Origin of the sequence: Marivita sp. S2033, from assembly GCF_046592965.1 — a bacterium.
Classification (GTDB): Bacteria; Pseudomonadota; Alphaproteobacteria; order Rhodobacterales; family Rhodobacteraceae; genus Marivita.
Genome location: NZ_JBISBV010000012.1, coordinates 1 through 15,751 on the forward strand (window position 1 = coordinate 1; position 15,751 = coordinate 15,751).

Genomic DNA, 15,751 nt, shown 5'->3' on the forward strand with positions numbered 1-15,751 from the left:
TGGGCCCCCGGCCTGCCCAAAACCCGTTCCGGCAAGATCATGCGCCGCATCCTGCGCAAGATCGCCGAAAACGACACCGGGTCCTTGGGCGACACTTCCACCCTCGCCGACCCCTCCGTCGTCGAAAACCTCATCGAAAACAGAGCCATAAAAGGGTGACACACATGCGCGATACAGACACGCACACCATCGCCCCCGTGCTGATCCTGCTTGGCCCTCCGGGCGCTGGCAAGGGCACCCAGGCGCGGATGCTGGAAGAGAAATTCGGCCTTGTGCAACTCAGCACCGGCGATCTGCTGCGCGCGGCGGTTGCCAGCGGCACCGAGGCGGGCAAGCAGGCCAAGGCGGTCATGGAAGCGGGCGAGCTGGTGAGCGACGACATCGTCATCGCCATCCTGCGCGACCGGCTGGCCGAGCCGGACTGTGCCCGCGGCGTGATCCTTGACGGCTTTCCCCGCACCACGGTGCAGGCACAGGCGCTGGACACATTGCTGGCCGAAACCGGCCAGAAGATCGACGCCGCGATCAGCCTTGATGTGGACGATGCCGCGATGGTGACGCGCATTTCGGGGCGCTATACCTGCGGCACCTGTGGCGAGGGCTACCACGACACGTTCAAGTCCCCCGCCATTGAAGGCCAGTGCGACAAGTGCAAAGGCACCGATTTCCAGCGGCGTGCCGATGACAACGCCGAAACCGTGGCGGCACGGCTGGAAGCCTATCACGCCCAGACCGCCCCGCTCATTGATTTCTATGCAAAGCAAAGTGCGCTGATGCGGGTGAACGCAATGGGGCCGATCGACGACATTGCGGCCAAGCTGGGCGCGATCGTGAAAGCGGCCACCCGCTGAGGGGGCCGAACGGTCTCTTTGCAGGGATCGCTGACAAGGGAAGCGCGCATCATGCAACGGTGCGTGTCAACGGAGAAAGAAGGAGGAGCCGCAACATGGCGGACCATTTAAGCAAATCGGCGCAGGCCACCAAGAAGTCCGATGAGGACTATTGGAAGGCCAACGTGCGCATCATTCTCATAAGCCTCGTGATCTGGGCGCTGGTCTCGTTCGGGTTCGGCATCCTGCTGCGCCCGATGCTGTCGGGCATCAGCGTCGGCGGAACCGATCTCGGCTTCTGGTTCGCCCAGCAGGGATCGATCATCGTCTTCCTGGCGCTGATCTTCTTTTACGCATGGCGGATGAACAAGCTCGACCGTGAATTCGGCGTCGAGGAGGAATAAACATGGATCAGTTTACCATCAACCTGCTGTTTGTGGGCGCGTCCTTCGCGGTCTACATCGGCATCGCGATCTGGGCCCGCGCGGGCTCCACATCTGAATTCTATGCCGCCGGCCGCGGCGTTCACCCCGTCACCAACGGCATGGCCACGGCGGCGGACTGGATGTCGGCGGCCTCGTTCATTTCGATGGCGGGTCTGATTGCCTTCACCGGCTATGACAACTCGACCTACCTGATGGGCTGGACCGGCGGTTACGTTCTGCTGGCGCTGCTGCTTGCCCCCTATCTGCGCAAGTTCGGCAAATACACCGTGTCCGAGTTCATCGGCGACCGCTTCTACAGCCCGACAGCGCGTCTGGTTGCGGTGATCGCGTTGCTCGTGGCCTCCATCACCTATGTGATCGGCCAGATGACGGGCGTCGGCGTGGCCTTTGGCCGTTTCCTCGAAGTCAGCAACACCGCCGGTCTCTTGATCGGTGCCTGTGTGGTGTTCGCCTACGCCGTGTTCGGCGGCATGAAGGGCGTGACCTATACGCAGGTGGCCCAGTATGTCGTTCTGATCATGGCCTACACCATCCCGGCGGTCTTTATCTCGCTGCAACTCACCGGCAACCCGATCCCGGCGCTTGGCCTGTTCGGCGATCACGCCGCATCCGGCACGCCGTTGCTGGAAAAGCTTGACCAGATCGTCGCCGAGCTTGGCTTCAACGAATACACCACCCATCACGGCGATACCTTCAACATGGTGCTCTTCACCCTGTCGCTGATGATCGGCACCGCCGGTCTGCCGCATGTCATCATGCGCTTCTTCACCGTGCCGCGCGTGGCCGACGCCCGTTGGTCGGCTGGCTGGGCGCTGGTCTTCATCGCATTGCTTTACCTCACGGCTCCGGCTGTCGGTGCGATGGCGCGTCTGAACATCACCGAACTGTTCTGGCCCAACGGCACCGATGCGCAAGCCGTCTCGGTCGAGCAGATTGCCACCGATCCGGCCTATGACTGGATGGAAACATGGCAACAAACCGGCCTCTTGGGCTGGGAAGACAAGAACGGCGATGGCCGTATCCAGTACTACAACGACGCAAGCCCCGAGATGCAGGCGCGTGCGACAGAACAGGGCTGGGCCGGCAACGAGCTGACCAACTTCAACCAGGACATCCTCGTTCTGGCCAATCCCGAGATCGCCAACCTGCCCGGCTGGGTGATCGGCCTGATTGCCGCAGGCGGTATCGCGGCGGCGCTCTCGACAGCGGCGGGTCTGCTTCTGGCGATTTCCTCGGCCGTGAGCCACGATCTGATCAAGGGCTCGATCAATCCCAACATCTCGGAAAAGAACGAGCTTCTGTCGGCACGGATCGCAATGGCCGTGGCCATTGCGGTGGCGACCTATCTCGGCCTCAACCCTCCGGGATTTGCGGCGCAAACCGTGGCACTGGCCTTTGGCCTCGCGGCGGCGTCGATCTTCCCGGCATTGATGATGGGCATCTTTACCAAGGTGAACAACAAGGGTGCGGTTGCGGGCATGATCTCGGGTCTGGTGATCACCATCATCTATATCTTCCTGCACAAGGGCTGGTTCTTCATCCCTGACACCAACAGCTTTACCGATGCCGATCCGCTGCTTGGCACGGTCAAATCGACAAGCTTTGGCGCGGTCGGTGCGATGATCAACTTTGCCGTGGCCTTCACCGTCTCCAAGATGACGGAATCGATCCCGCAAGAGATCGAGGATCTGGTCGAAAGCGTGCGTGTGCCGCGTGGCGCCGGGGCCGCTCAGGACCACTAGACCAACAGGGCGCGCCGTCCTTGAGACGGCGCGTCTCCTTCACCTACGGTCCCGTGCCGGATAACCGGGACGGGACCTTTTCTTTTCCAGACAGGCTCACCCAATGACGCTCTCTCCTGATGCAATTCTTCAATTCCTGTCCGCCATCCACCCCTACGATTCGATGGAACAGGATGTGTTGCGCCCCCTGGTCGAGACCATCGAAATCCGCCAGGTCGCAAAGGCCGAGCAGATTTACCCGCTGTCGACCCCGCTTGACGGCATGTTCATCGTCTACGAGGGCGAAATTGAGGTGCGCGACGAAAACGACAGTCTGATTTCCCTGCTCGGCCCTCGCAATTCATTCGGGGAACGCGGATTGCTGCGCGACGGCATCAGCCTGACCTCGGCCTGCGCCACGCGCCCGTCCACGGTGCTGCTGCTGCCAGCCAAGCAGTTCCACCAGGCGCTCAGGAACAGCCCCGCCTTCCGCCGCTTCTTTGATCGCAACCGCACCCAGCGCATCGGCAAGCCCGACCTCGCAACCACTCGCGTCGAAGAACTGATGACACGCTCACCGCTGACCTGTTCGCCGGAAACCGACGTGCAGACCGCCGCGCGCCAGATGCGCGATGCGCATGTGTCCTCCATCTGCATCACCCGCGGCGACAGCTTTCAGGGCATCGCGACGATCCGCGACATGTCGGGCAAGGTGGTTGGCGACGGACTGCCCTTCGATACCCCGATTTTGAATGTGATGCGCAGCGATCCCATCTCCCTGCCCCCCTCCGCCATCGGCTCTGATGTGCTCCACACGATGATGGAGCGGCGCATCGGTCATATCCCGGTTACCCAGGCCGGTCGGCTGGTCGGCATCGTCACCCAGACCGATCTCACCCGCTTTCAGGCCGTCAGCACGGCCGATATGGTCTCTGACATCGCCCATGCCGACGCCGCCGAAGACATGGCCAAGGTCACCGCGCGCATCCCGCAGCTGCTGGCACAGCTGGTCGCCAGCGGCAGCCGCCACGAGGTCATCACCCGGCTCATCACCGATGTGGCCGATGCCGCCACCCGCCGTCTGCTGACGCTGGCCGAGGCCGAATTGGGCGCACCGCCGGTGCCGTATCTCTGGCTCGCCTGCGGCTCTCAGGGGCGGCAGGAACAGACCGGCACCAGCGATCAGGACAATTGCCTGTTCATCGACGACGCGATGACCGAGGCGCACGCCCCCTATTTCGAGGCGCTGGCAAAATATGTCTGCGACGGGCTGAACATCTGCGGCTATGTCTATTGCCCCGGCGACATGATGGCCTCCAACCCGCGCTGGCGGCAGCCGATGCGGGTCTGGCGCGATTACTTCAACGGCTGGATCAACACTCCGAACCCCGAAGCACAGATGCTGGCCAGCGTCATGTTCGATCTGCGCCCCATCGGCGGCGCCTCGCATCTGTTCGATGATCTGCAAAACGAAACGCTCAGAAAAGCCTCGGCAAATTCGATTTTCGTGGCGCATATGGTGTCCAACTCGCTCAAGCACACGCCACCGCTCGGGCTCTTGCGCGGCTTTGCCACCATCCGCTCCGGCGAAAACAAGAACCACATCGATCTCAAGCTGAACGGCGTGGTGCCGGTGGTCGATCTGGCGCGCATCTACGCCTTGCAAGCCCAGCTGACCCAGGCCAACACCGCCGCCCGCCTTGAGGCCGCCATCGCCGTCGGAGCGCTCAGCCGGTCGGGCGGGCAGGACTTGCGCGATGCCTACGACCTGATCGCGGAAACCCGGCTTGAACATCAGGCGGCACAGGTGCGTGCGGGTGTCGCTCCCGACAATTTCCTGCGACCCTCTGATTTGTCAGACTTTGAGCGAAGTCAGGTGCGCGATGCGTTTGTGGTGATAAAATCAATGCAATCGGCACTTGGCCACGGGCGCGGTATGCTCGGCTGACGCTGACAAGGGAGGACGGACCATGTTTCTGGAACTGATCGGCGTGATTGTGGCCGGCATCGGCGGCGCGGGTGTGATGCTTCTGGTGTCGCGCCTGAGCGGTGGGCGACTGCCGAAATGGATGGTGCCGGTGGCAGCGGGGGCCGCCATGCTCGGCACCACGATCAGCAGCGAATACAGCTGGTTCTCGCGCACGTCCCAGGCGATGCCCGAGGGTTTGCACGTGGTGCAAACCGTGGACAGCAAGGCGCTTTACCGCCCTTGGACGTATCTGGTCCCCTACACCAACCGATTCATCGCGCTGGACGAGGGAAATCTGCGCACCAATGCCGACGACCCCGATCTGCACATGGCCGATCTTTACTTTTTCCGCCGCTGGGGCGCGATCCAATCGGTCGAAGTCATGGTGAATTGCGAGACCGGCCAACGCGCCGATCCCGCAGTCGGGGATGGCGGCGCACCGGTCTGGCGCGACGTGACACCGGATGATCCCATCGTTCGCGGCGTGTGCGAAAGGAGCTGATCCGATGCTGACCAAGATGAGCCTGCGATCCAGCGTCGTGTTGTTTTTCGCCCTTCTGTGTCTTGGCACCCTGTTGGCCGTCGGTCTGGCGCTGTGGTTCGGCCACGCCCGCGCGCTGGAAACGGATGTCACCAACGGCTTTATCTTCGCCGCCGCGATCGCCGGTTTTCTGATCCTTGCGCTGATGGTGATCGCGTGGTTCCGGTTCGATGAAGACATCGCCAAACCCATCGAACGCCTTGCCGCGCAGCTGCGCACCCGCGCCCATGCTGGTGTCGATGGCGAACTTGACATGAAAGCCGCCCGCCATCTGGGCGATCTCGCCCCGGCCGCCTCTGCGGTTGCGCGCCAGTTGACCGACACCGCCATGAGCACCGCACAGGCCGTCGCCACCGAAACCGCACGTCTGGAGGACGAGAAAGCCCGCCTGACCGCGCTGCTCACCGACATTCCGGTTGCCACCATCCTTGTCACCCGAAGCGGGCAGATCGCGCTTTACGACGCGCAGGCGGCAGAGGTTCTGTCGCAACTCGGTGTGCCGCGCCTCAACGCGCAGATCACCGAATATTTTGAACCGGCTACCATGAATGCCGCGGTTCAGCGGCTACAGAAATCAGGCAAGGATGTCAGCTTCGAGGCTCATTCCATCGACGCGACCCAGAGTTTCGAGGTCAAGCTCAAGCCGATGCGCGACGGTGGCTACCTGATGGTGATCGACAGCCAGACGCTCGACATCTCGCCCGACGCCGAACGCCCGCTGGTCTATGATTTCGAGATTTTCGATCCCCATCCCAGCGACACCGCCTTTCACGACCTGCCGCTGCGCAAGCTGTGCTTTTCGGTGTTCGACACCGAAACCACGGGGCTCTTGCCGCACAAGGACGATATCGTACAATTGGGTGCGGTGCGGGTTCTGAACGGGCGCATCGTCAAGGGCGAGCAGCTTGACGAGCTTGTCGATCCGGGCCGCCCGATTCCGCCTGCCTCGACCAAGGTGCATCGCATCACCGATGCGATGGTGCGCGGCAAACCCCCGATCGCCAAGGTGGCGCAGAAATTCCACCACTTCTCGCGCGATGCGGTGATCGTGGCGCATAACGCCCCGTTCGACATGGCGTTCCTGCACCGCCACGCCCAATCCACCGGGCTGACATGGGATCACCCGATCCTTGACACCGTGCTGCTGTCGGCCGTGCTGTTCGGCGCCAGCGAAACCCACACGCTGGATGCGCTGTGCGAAAGGCTGAACGTCACAATCCCCGAACAATCGCGCCACACCGCACTTGGCGATGCGCTCGCCACCGCCGAAGTGCTGGTGCGGCTGCTGCCGATGCTCGAGGCGCGCGGACTGACGACGTTCGGTCAGGTGATCGAGGAAACCCGCCGCCACGGCCGTCTTCTCGAAGACCTCAACTGAGCGGCACTTTTTTGCGCAAGGTGCTGCGCGTGATGGCGAACACCGTCAGCCCGGTCAACGCCCAGAAGAACCATGTGATCGGCCCCCGGAACAGGATGATCGGGTCGCTGCCCGACATCAGCATCGACTGGCGGAAATTATCCTCCAGCAGCGGGCCGAGGATGAACGCGATGAGAAACGGCGCTGCCGGTATGCGGGCGCGCATCATCAGATAGCCGACCCAGCCCATGACGAACATCACACCCACATCAAACGCATTGTTGTTCACCGCATAGACCCCGTAAATGCACAGCACCAGAACCGCAGGCATCAGAAGGCGCTTGGGCACATTCGCGACAAAGCCAAAGCCGCGAATGGCGACCGCCCCCACAACCAGCAGGAACACCGAGCTTACGATCAGTCCGATGAACAATCCGTAAATGATATCGACATTCAGGATGAACATCATCGGTCCCGGTTGCAGCCCATGCACCATGAAGGCGCCGATGATGATCGCCGTGATGACATCCCCCGGCACACCCAGCGCCAGAAGCGGGATCAGCGTCGCACCCGCGACACCGTTGTTCCCGGCCTCGGCAGCCGCCACGCCCTCGATCTCGCCCTTGCCGAAATTGGCCTTGTTCTTCGAGGTCCGCCGGGCCTCGGAATAGCTCAGAAAGGCAGACGGCGCGGCCCCGATGCCGGGGATCGAGCCGAGAAACACACCGATCATGCTGCCCCGGATGATGCTCTTGAAGCTGTTCTTGTAATCGGCCCAGCTGCATCGCGACTTGCCCAAGGCGCGCGTCTTGCCCAGATGCGCCACCGGATTCCACGCCATCGCGATGATCTCGGGGATCGCGAACAGCCCGATCAGCACGGCAATGAAATTCAGGCCCCCCATCATGTTCGGATTGCCGAACGTGAACCGGTTGGTGCCATAGATCAGATCAAGGCCGATGGTCGCCAGCAACAGCCCCGCCAGCGCCGACAACGCGCCGCGCAGCAGGCTTTCCCCCGACACCCCCGCAATGATGGTGAGCGAAAACAGGATCAGTGCGAAAAACTCGGGCGGCCCGAAGTTGAGCGCAAAGGACGCCAGCCAGCCGGCGAACAGGATCAGCGCAAGGTTGGACACCGCATCCGCCGTGCAGGACGCATAAAGCGCCATGCCAAGCGCGCGCCCCGCTTCCCCCCTCTCGGCCATCGGATGGCCGTCAAGGATGGTGGCAGAGGAGGCCGGCGTGCCCGGCGTCTTGATCAGGATCGCCGGAATGGAGCCGCCGAAAATGCCGCCCTTATAGACGCCAAGCAGCAACAAGATGCCGTTGATCGGCTCCATGGCAAAGGTGAACGGCAAGGCCAGCGCCACTGCCATCGTGGCCGACAGGCCCGGTATCGCACCGCCGATCACCCCGACGATCAGGCCGCAAAACAGCATGAAGAAGGCTTCGAAATTGCCGACCAGTGCAAAGCCCGCGGCGAGACTGTCCAGAAGGCTCATGGCAACCTCACAAAATCACCCTGCGGGATCGCAACCCCGGCGACATGGGCGAAAAACGCATAGAGCAACAGTGGCACCACCACCGCGCAGACAACCGCCGCAATGGGATGTCGCGTGCGAAACAGGAACGCGGTGGCGATAAACGCCGCCATCGACACCCAGACCATCCCGAACACGGGCACCGCGACAAAGGTCACCACCATGATCACGGCCAGGATCAGCAAGCGCATCCAGTTCGCAAGCATCACGCCCTGCTCGAACGGGAAATCGTCGTCTTCTGCGTCGCCCCAAAGCGACACACCGATCAGCCCGAGGCCGACGATCGCAGTCAGACCCGCCAGCACATAGGGCCAGAACAGCGGCGACAGGACGACGTTGCGCACGTTGCTCGGGGCAGAGACGAAATTCGGGATCGCGAAGAAGATCAGGAACGCCGACGCCAACAGCGCGGCAATTCCCAGACGCAGGTTCAAGGCAGTGTTTGCAGGCATTCGGGGCCAAGCTCCGTCAGGGCAAAGCGCCGGGGCACATCTCTCGCCCCGGCGGTGTTCGTTTCAGTCAGACATCGGGAAATCTGCGTTCGGGGATCATCCCTCGACGCGCATGCCCAGTTCATCAACGATCTCTTTGAAGATGCCGTATTGCTCCTGAATGAAGGCGTTTGCCTCTTCCGGGCTCATAAGCTCGATCACCGATCCGTTGGCTTCCATCGTCTTGAGGAACTCTTCGTCCTTGGTCGCCTCGGCCATCCACGCGCCCCACTTTTCGGCCACGTCGTCGGGCAGATCGTCAGGACCGGCAATGCCCGTCCAACCCACCAGCGCATTGAGGCGCGGCTTGCCAAGATCGTTGGCGGACGGCGCATCAAAGCCGTCGACAGGCTCTTGGGTCGTGACCATCAGCGGCGTCAGCTGGTTGTTGGCCACAAAGCTCGCCAGGGCAGACGAGTTGGTGCAGATGAAGGTCGCCGTGCCATTGAGGACGGCTGTCGCGGCCGCACCGCCACCCTGTTGCGGGATATGCGTGGCCTTCTCCAGCGGGTTCTCCACGCCGAACTCCTTGAGCACCATCGCGCCCGCAAGATGCAGCATCGAACCGACACCGGACGAGCTGTAGCTCACACCACCCTCGTTCACCTTGGCGACAAGGTCGTCCATCGACTCGATCCCGCTGTCGGGGCGCACTGCACAGGCGACGGGGTTGATCTCGTAGACGGTGACAAAGCGGAAATCGTCAAGCGTGTAGGGCAAGGTCGCCTTCATCGCCGGGCTGACGGTGTGCGATCCGACCCGCGCGAACAGCATGGTATACCCATCCGCCTTGGCATTCTGCACCGCAACCGACCCGGTCGCGCCACCGGCGCCGGTGATGTTGGCCATCACCAACGGCTTGCCAACCGCCTCGCCCAGAGGTTTGGAAATCGTGCGCGCCGAGATGTCCGTGGCACCGCCAGCGCCGTAGGGAATGATCATGTTGATCGGGCGCTCGGGGTATTCCGCCAGCGCCGCGCCTGCGGTCAGTGTCGCACCCAGCGCCACGACAGAACCGAAAGTTCGTAGTCTCATTGTATTCCTCCCAGATTGAAAACCGGCCCTTTTGCAGGCTCTTTATTTACGCTAACCTTAAGTGGAGCTTAGATGAAGAAATAAATTATTACAGGTTCTGTAAGAAAAACTACGCAAAGGGCCATATGTCCATTCGATTGCTAAAAACATTGGTCGCCGTCGCGGACCACAAGACCTTCAGCGCGGCGGCCGATGCGGTGTTCATCACCCATGCCGCCGTCAGCCAGCAGATGCGCACTCTCGAAGCACAGCTTGACCTAGCCTTGTTCGACCGCAACCACAGAACCCCAGAACTGACCCCGCTTGGTGTCGCGGTGGTGGCCCGTGCCCGCAAGCTGGTGCGCGATTACGACAACCTCGTGCCATCGGTTCTGGGCGAAGAAGGGTTTTCCGGCGAGGTCATCCTGGGCGCGATCCCGACCACGCTGACCGGCCTTGCACCGCTCTCCCTGTCGATCCTGCGCGCGAAATACGCCGATCTGCGCATCCGCATCCATCCGGCGCTGACCGGCCCGCTGCTGACCGGGATCGACCGCGGAAATCTGGACGTCGCCATCGTGACCAAGCCCGTCATCATGCCTCCGGGCATGACGTTTCTGGACATCGCCCAAGAGCCGCTGCACCTGATCACAGGTCAGGACGTGACCGAAACGGACCCCGCGAAAATACTGGAAACGCTCCCCTTTATCCGTTTCAACCGTGATGCCGTCGTGGGCACATTGATCGAAACCTGGTTGCAGGAGAACGACATTCGCGTCAGCGAGACGATGGAGCTGGAAAATCTCGAAGCGATCTCCAGCATGGTGCACGCGCATCTCGGCGTCTCCATCGTGCCGCGCTCCTGCGTGGTCAATCACTATGCCCTGCCGCTCAAGCACCTCTCCTTGCAAAGCGATCCGCCGACGCGGATCCTGGGTCTGGCCTACCGTCAGAAACACCCCAAGCTGCGGGTGATCGAAGAAATCTACTCTGCCCTGCTCAGCGCCGTGGCACAGCATCCGGCGAATCCGGCATGAGCTGGGAAGGCGTGCTGTTCATCGTCGTCGGCGCATTGGCCGGCGGGTTCGTCAACGGCCTGGCCGGGTCCGGCACGGCGCTCTTTGCACTGGGCTTCTTTCTTGCCGCGCTTGATCCGGTGTCCGCCGTTGCGGTGGTGTCGCTGATGTCGGTGATCACCGGCCTGCAAGGCCTATGGGAGGTGCGCGACGCGCTTCAGGTGAACGTGCCGCGTCTTTTGCGCTTTATCATTCCGGGTCTCGCCGGTGTGCCGGTCGGCATATCGTTGCTCACCTTTATTGATGCCGACACGCTAAAACTGGTGATTGCCGCGCTGCTGATCGTTTACGGCGGATTTTTCAGCTTCCGCGCCAATCTCCCCCGGTTCGAACGCCGCACGCCGGTGCTTGATTCGGGTATCGGTCTGATCGGTGGCGTTCTGGGCGGCATGGCGTCGCTCTCGGGCGCGATACCGGTGATCTGGTGCTCCATGCGCCCGTGGCCCAAGGCCGAAACCCGCGCGGTGTTGCAGCCGTTCAACGTCTGCGTGCTGTTCACCACAACCGCGATGCTCTGGTGGCGCGGCGCCTATGACGGAGCGACCGTCACCGCCTTCCTGATTGCCCTGCCCGCTTCTGTTCTGGCCGCGCAGGGGGGACTGATGGTATTCCGTCGCATCAGCGACAACACGTTCCGGCGGCTGTTGATCGGTCTGTCTCTGCTGCTGGGACTCGGCATCGCGATCCGCGCGCTGGTTTGAACCCATATGACTGAGGAACGTCTTTCATGCTGACACTCTACTACTCCAAGGCAAGCTCTGCCCTCGCTCCGCATATCCTGTTGCAAGAGGTCGGTGCGACCTATGCGGTGCACGAGGTTCCCATCGACAAGGGCGCACAGCACGACACCGCCTTTCTCAAGGTCAACCCGAAAGCCCGCGTGCCTGCCCTGATGACGCCCGAAGGTGTCATCACCGAAAACCCGGCGATCCTCGGCTATATTGCGGCCACCCATCCGCACGCGAACATGCTGCCCGACACGCCGTTCGAGCGCGCAAGGGCAGACGAATTGAACGCCTATCTCTGCGCCACGATGCATGTCGCCTATGCGCACCTGCTGCGCGGCGCACGGTGGGTTGACGACGAGGCGGCGCAAAACGCGATGAAGAACAAGGTCGCCTCAAACATCGCGGACTGCGCCACGATGATCGAAACGCATTACCTCAAGGGACCGTGGGCATTGGGCGAGCACTACACCATGTGCGATGCCTACCTGATGATGGTGCCGCTCTGGATGAAAAAAGCCGGTGTCGATCTGGTCAATTATCCCAGGATCGCCACCCATCACCGCGCGATGCTGGACCGTCCCGCCACCTTGTCGGTGATGGCCGTGCACGGGCTTTGAACGCTACCGCACCACTGGCGCGGGCAAGCCTTCGATCTCTACATTGATGCAGGCGGGTTTGCCCGACGCGATGGCCGCGCGCACGGCCTCGGGAAGATCGCTCAGGTCCGTGACCAGCGCCCCGAACCCACCCAGCGCTTTCACCGCCTCGTCATAGCGCGCGTCGCTCAGATTGCAGCCATGCAGGCGCGCATCGCCAAAGTCGCGCAACTGGATCTGGTGCTCGGCGTTCCAGCGCCGGTCGTTGCCGATGATCGCGACAAAGGGCAAGCCTTCGCGCGCGGCTGTTTCGAACTCGGCAAAGTGGAACCCCGCCGTGCCGTCTCCCATCAGCACGAACACCGTCGCGCCTGGGTCAGCCGCGCGCGACGCCATGGCGTAGCACAATCCGCCGCCAATCGCGCCCGACACGCCGTTGATGATCCGGCGCGGGGCGTTCAATCCCGCCTGCGCCCATTGGCCGAACTCGCCACCGTCACACACAAGGATCGGGTTGTTTGCCTCGTCGATCAGCGGTTGCAGCGCGCGACACAAGTCCTGCGGTTGCAGCCCGTGGGATGTCGGCGTCGCGGCCCGTTTGGCCGTGTACCGCGCCACCTCGCCACGCCAGTCGCTGCGCGCCACTTCGGTGCTGCGCTCTGCAAGTGCGCCCGCCGTGTCGCTCGCGCTTTGCTCGACCGACAGGGTCAGGCGATCTTTGGCATTCAGCGTTGCGCGCGCCAGCTCGGCGGGGTCGCTGCTCACGATCCCCCATTCCGCCTGTGGCGCGGCATTGCCGAACTGTAATGTGAAATCCAGCGGTTTGCCCAAAAGCAGAATGCGCTCTGCCCGCCGGAACACCGGCGTCAAATGCCCGAGCGCCGGATCATTCAGCCCGCGCGGGCTTTCCATGACGATCGCAGGAGCGTCCAGCGCACGCTCCAGCCGCGCCGCAAGCCCCGCCGCGCGCGTGCCGTTCAACGCCGGCCCCAGAACCACCAGCGGCGTGTCACAGCCCGCCAGCCACTTCGCGATCCCGTCCGTCTCAACCGCGCGTGCCCGCGACGCCGCGGCTTCGCTTGCCTGCCCTTCGGCCAACACGACATCCGCCGGCAGCGACACATGCACCGGACCGGGCCGCCCCGTCTGCGCGACCGTCAGCGCCTTGTCGATCACAGCGCCCAGCTCATCGGCATCCGTCACCCGCACCGACCACTTGGTCAGCGATTGCGTCAACGCGACCTGATCCATTTCCTGAAACGCACCGTTGCCGTCCTGCGCCACCGGGCTGTCTCCGCTGATCAAGAGCACCGGCGTATCGGACGCCCGCGCGGTGAGCAGCGGCCCGAGCGCGTTGCCGAGACCAGCCCCGGCCGTGACCAGCGCCACCCCCACACCTCCGGTGATCTGCGCATGGCCCTCGGCCATGTAGACCGTCGCTGCCTCGTGGCGCGTGTGATAAAGGCGTATCCCCGCATCAAGGCTCGCATCGAACAGCGGCATGATCTGGTTGCCCGAGAGCGCAAAAATGTCGCTCACGCCGCGACGCGCCAGCGTTTGCATCACGATATCCGCCCCGCGCATCAGGCGTCCGCCACATGAACGGTGACGCGGTGCACCGCGTTATTTGCAAATCCGGCCATGTCGAACGGCGCCTCCAGAGGTTGTGTATTGCCATCGGCGTCGGTGGCGCGGCAGGCGAGTTCGTGAACACCCGGTTGCGCGCCCCAGTCGATCTGCCAGCCGGTCCAGGCATAGGCATCGGCGCGCTCCGTCAGGGTTGCCTCCTGCCAGTCCCCGTTCAGGAGCACCTCGACCCGCGCGATCGCCACGCCGCCACCGGACCACGCCCGGCCCTGCACCATCACGCGCCCCGCCTGCATCCAGCGTTGCCGCGTCACCCAGTCCGGCACACCCGGTGGCTTCATCAGCGATTTGACCCGGATCGAGGTGATCGGCGTTCCGGGGTCGTCGTCGTTCGCGCGAAAGCGGTAGGTCTGTACCTGCTGGAAGCCCTGATAGCGCGTCGTCAGCGCCTCGATCGTCGTCAGCCATTTGACCGAGGCCATGCCGTACCACCCCGGCACGATGATGCGCAAAGGCGCACCGTGTTGCGGCAAAAGCGGTTGGCCGTTCATACCCCAGACCAGCATCACGTCGAGATCGGCGATCTGGTCCGGCGTCAGCGACCGTCCGAAGTGATGCGGCTGACCCTTGTCGAACCCGTAATCGGCCCCGAGAAAGGCGAAATCCTGCACGCCCGCCTGCGGTTTCGCCCGCTCCAGCAAGGGTGCCAGCGGCGTGCCGGTCCATTCCGACGTGCCGACGGCTTCATAGGCCCAGGGCATCGAGAAACAGCGCGGGCTGACTCCGATCCGCCCGTTACCCGCACATTCCAGCGTCACCGGGCGGGTGACGTCCGGCAGGGCGCGGATCTCGTCCATGGTCAGGCCGAAGGGTGCGTCGAACGCGCCCTCAAATCGCAGCACATGATCGCTCTCGAACAGGAGCGGCACGTCGAAATGGCTGAGCAGGTAATGCGTGCCTGTGGGCGTGATGTCCAAACCCAATGTCTCGAGCAACGCGCCGGAGTTGCGGTTGGCCAGCGCCACCTCTTCGCGCGAAAACACCCCCTCTGTCACCGGAGGGCGCTTTGCGTCGGGCGCAAACGGGTCGGTCATATCACCTCGTCGGAACGATCATCGCTTTCGCCATAGCGTTTCAGGACGGCGGGCCGGGTGCCCTCGTAGACCCGTTCGATATTCTGCGCGATCTTGGCGTTCTCGCGCTCAAACAGGCAATCGCCGTTGAGATCCGAAGCGACGATAAACGGCCCCATCTTGTTGCACTTGATGACCCACATCGCCTGCGCAAGACCCAGTTCTTCGTTCCAGTGCACCGCCTCCACATTCTCGACCCCGCGCCCCAGAAGCGCGCCGGTGCCGTAGCCGACGGTGGAGAGGTAGATTGCACCGTTGGGGACGAAATAACTCTTGTAGTCCTTCGACGTCATGCCGCCCTTGCCGATGATCAGCTTGGCGCCGGTCTTTTCCATCCACTCCGGCAACCATTTGGCAAAGCGGAACGACGCGGTTGCGGTGACCGCGCCCATCTCGAAACTGCCATCGGGGTTGATCCGCGCGGCGGGGGAGCAATGGAAATTGGCCGCGCTTTCGGACGGCAGTTCCATCGGGATATTGGCCTGTTCCTCAAGCGCGCGCATGTAGACGCCTTCGCGGGCGGTATACATCAACCCGTCGAGGTAGACGATATCGCCGAGGCGCAGCTTGGCGATGTCTTCGTCGGTGGGCGTGGTGGAAAGGCGGATTTCGCGTGGTTTCATAGGACGGCTCCTAGATACGTGACCGTGCGGGCCGGTGATCTTCGCGAAGCGAAGACACCCTTGCCCGCCAGATGATTTTCACGGTGAAAAATCATC

15 protein-coding genes are annotated in these 15,751 nt (G+C 62.9%); 9 read left to right on the forward strand and 6 right to left on the reverse strand.

The features are described from left to right. The first annotated feature begins 164 nt into the window (after positions 1–164). From ACGKZZ_RS15115 to ACGKZZ_RS15140, 6 genes are all read left to right on the forward strand, one after another. Positions 165–851, forward strand: a complete 687-nt coding sequence (locus ACGKZZ_RS15115) for an adenylate kinase (RefSeq protein ID WP_411224420.1) — start codon at positions 165–167, stop codon at positions 849–851. Between the two features lie 95 nt (positions 852–946). Beyond that, entirely contained in the window at positions 947–1,234 is a 288-nt protein-coding gene (locus ACGKZZ_RS15120; protein WP_411224421.1) for a DUF4212 domain-containing protein, read from the forward strand. 2 nt (positions 1,235–1,236) lie between these two features. Then, on the forward strand, positions 1,237–3,018 hold the full coding sequence (locus ACGKZZ_RS15125; protein WP_411224422.1) for a sodium:solute symporter family protein: 1,782 nt from the start codon (positions 1,237–1,239) through the stop codon (positions 3,016–3,018). 103 nt (positions 3,019–3,121) lie between these two features. After that, entirely contained in the window at positions 3,122–4,945 is a 1,824-nt protein-coding gene (locus ACGKZZ_RS15130) for a DUF294 nucleotidyltransferase-like domain-containing protein (protein ID WP_411224423.1), read from the forward strand. 22 nt (positions 4,946–4,967) lie between these two features. Then, the gene (locus tag ACGKZZ_RS15135) at positions 4,968–5,468 is read left to right on the forward strand and encodes a hypothetical protein (protein WP_411224424.1); all 501 of its coding nucleotides are present in this window, start codon (positions 4,968–4,970) and stop codon (positions 5,466–5,468) included. A gap of 4 nt (positions 5,469–5,472) precedes the next feature. Next, positions 5,473–6,885, forward strand: a complete 1,413-nt coding sequence (locus ACGKZZ_RS15140; protein WP_411224425.1) for an exonuclease domain-containing protein — start codon at positions 5,473–5,475, stop codon at positions 6,883–6,885. On the opposite strand, the gene ACGKZZ_RS15145 is transcribed toward ACGKZZ_RS15140, so the two are convergent. The 3 genes from ACGKZZ_RS15145 to ACGKZZ_RS15155 all read right to left on the reverse strand — a co-directional run bounded on the left by ACGKZZ_RS15145 (position 6,878) and on the right by ACGKZZ_RS15155 (position 9,933). Continuing rightward, positions 6,878–8,368 (reverse strand): tripartite tricarboxylate transporter permease, encoded by a 1,491-nt coding sequence (locus ACGKZZ_RS15145; RefSeq protein ID WP_411224426.1) that lies wholly within the window; start codon positions 8,366–8,368, stop codon positions 6,878–6,880. The two genes, ACGKZZ_RS15140 and ACGKZZ_RS15145, sit on opposite strands and share 8 nt — an antisense overlap. Continuing rightward, the gene (locus tag ACGKZZ_RS15150) at positions 8,365–8,859 is read right to left on the reverse strand and encodes a tripartite tricarboxylate transporter TctB family protein (RefSeq protein WP_411224427.1); all 495 of its coding nucleotides are present in this window, start codon (positions 8,857–8,859) and stop codon (positions 8,365–8,367) included. Before ACGKZZ_RS15150 ends, ACGKZZ_RS15145 begins: the two co-directional genes overlap by 4 nt. A gap of 96 nt (positions 8,860–8,955) precedes the next feature. Continuing rightward, positions 8,956–9,933, reverse strand: coding sequence for a Bug family tripartite tricarboxylate transporter substrate binding protein (locus tag ACGKZZ_RS15155; RefSeq protein WP_411224428.1), 978 nt, complete (start codon positions 9,931–9,933; stop codon positions 8,956–8,958). Between the two features lie 125 nt (positions 9,934–10,058). Between ACGKZZ_RS15155 and ACGKZZ_RS15160 the strand changes: the two genes are divergently transcribed. From ACGKZZ_RS15160 to ACGKZZ_RS15170, 3 genes are read left to right on the forward strand one after another with little or no spacing between them, the layout of a single operon-like run. Further along, a complete protein-coding gene (locus tag ACGKZZ_RS15160) occupies positions 10,059–10,949 on the forward strand; it encodes a LysR family transcriptional regulator (protein ID WP_411224429.1) in 891 nt (296 codons plus the stop codon). Continuing rightward, positions 10,946–11,689, forward strand: a complete 744-nt coding sequence (locus tag ACGKZZ_RS15165; protein ID WP_411224430.1) for a sulfite exporter TauE/SafE family protein — start codon at positions 10,946–10,948, stop codon at positions 11,687–11,689. The genes ACGKZZ_RS15160 and ACGKZZ_RS15165 overlap by 4 nt, the downstream gene beginning before the upstream one ends. 26 nt (positions 11,690–11,715) lie before the next feature. After that, positions 11,716–12,333, forward strand: a complete 618-nt coding sequence (locus ACGKZZ_RS15170) for a glutathione S-transferase family protein (protein ID WP_411224431.1) — start codon at positions 11,716–11,718, stop codon at positions 12,331–12,333. 3 nt (positions 12,334–12,336) lie between these two features. Here the strand turns inward: ACGKZZ_RS15170 and ACGKZZ_RS15175 are convergent, their stop codons facing one another. Genes ACGKZZ_RS15175 through ACGKZZ_RS15185 form a run of 3 tightly spaced genes read right to left on the reverse strand, consistent with a single transcriptional unit; the run spans position 12,337 to position 15,655 of the window. Next, entirely contained in the window at positions 12,337–13,896 is a 1,560-nt protein-coding gene (locus tag ACGKZZ_RS15175) for a thiamine pyrophosphate-binding protein (protein ID WP_411224432.1), read from the reverse strand. Continuing rightward, the gene (locus ACGKZZ_RS15180) at positions 13,896–14,993 is read right to left on the reverse strand and encodes a sulfite oxidase (RefSeq protein WP_411224433.1); all 1,098 of its coding nucleotides are present in this window, start codon (positions 14,991–14,993) and stop codon (positions 13,896–13,898) included. The genes ACGKZZ_RS15175 and ACGKZZ_RS15180 overlap by 1 nt, the downstream gene beginning before the upstream one ends. After that, positions 14,990–15,655, reverse strand: a complete 666-nt coding sequence (locus ACGKZZ_RS15185; protein WP_411224434.1) for a fumarate hydratase C-terminal domain-containing protein — start codon at positions 15,653–15,655, stop codon at positions 14,990–14,992. The genes ACGKZZ_RS15180 and ACGKZZ_RS15185 overlap by 4 nt, the downstream gene beginning before the upstream one ends. Positions 15,656–15,751 lie beyond the last annotated feature (96 nt).

Excerpts from the sequence above, each read along its gene's own strand:
- ACGKZZ_RS15115 (WP_411224420.1), top strand. The coding sequence starts at position 165 with ATGCGCGATACAGACACGCACACCATCGCCCCCGTGCTGATCCTGCTT.
- ACGKZZ_RS15120 (WP_411224421.1), top strand. The coding sequence starts at position 947 with ATGGCGGACCATTTAAGCAAATCGGCGCAGGCCACCAAGAAGTCCGAT.
- ACGKZZ_RS15125 (WP_411224422.1), top strand. The coding sequence starts at position 1,237 with ATGGATCAGTTTACCATCAACCTGCTGTTTGTGGGCGCGTCCTTCGCG.
- ACGKZZ_RS15130 (WP_411224423.1), top strand. The coding sequence starts at position 3,122 with ATGACGCTCTCTCCTGATGCAATTCTTCAATTCCTGTCCGCCATCCAC.
- ACGKZZ_RS15135 (WP_411224424.1), top strand. The coding sequence starts at position 4,968 with ATGTTTCTGGAACTGATCGGCGTGATTGTGGCCGGCATCGGCGGCGCG.
- ACGKZZ_RS15140 (WP_411224425.1), top strand. The coding sequence starts at position 5,473 with ATGCTGACCAAGATGAGCCTGCGATCCAGCGTCGTGTTGTTTTTCGCC.
- ACGKZZ_RS15145 (WP_411224426.1), bottom strand. The coding sequence starts at position 8,368 with ATGAGCCTTCTGGACAGTCTCGCCGCGGGCTTTGCACTGGTCGGCAAT.
- ACGKZZ_RS15150 (WP_411224427.1), bottom strand. The coding sequence starts at position 8,859 with ATGCCTGCAAACACTGCCTTGAACCTGCGTCTGGGAATTGCCGCGCTG.
- ACGKZZ_RS15155 (WP_411224428.1), bottom strand. The coding sequence starts at position 9,933 with ATGAGACTACGAACTTTCGGTTCTGTCGTGGCGCTGGGTGCGACACTG.
- ACGKZZ_RS15160 (WP_411224429.1), top strand. The coding sequence starts at position 10,059 with ATGTCCATTCGATTGCTAAAAACATTGGTCGCCGTCGCGGACCACAAG.
- ACGKZZ_RS15165 (WP_411224430.1), top strand. The coding sequence starts at position 10,946 with ATGAGCTGGGAAGGCGTGCTGTTCATCGTCGTCGGCGCATTGGCCGGC.
- ACGKZZ_RS15170 (WP_411224431.1), top strand. The coding sequence starts at position 11,716 with ATGCTGACACTCTACTACTCCAAGGCAAGCTCTGCCCTCGCTCCGCAT.
- ACGKZZ_RS15175 (WP_411224432.1), bottom strand. The coding sequence starts at position 13,896 with ATGCGCGGGGCGGATATCGTGATGCAAACGCTGGCGCGTCGCGGCGTG.
- ACGKZZ_RS15180 (WP_411224433.1), bottom strand. The coding sequence starts at position 14,993 with ATGACCGACCCGTTTGCGCCCGACGCAAAGCGCCCTCCGGTGACAGAG.
- ACGKZZ_RS15185 (WP_411224434.1), bottom strand. The coding sequence starts at position 15,655 with ATGAAACCACGCGAAATCCGCCTTTCCACCACGCCCACCGACGAAGAC.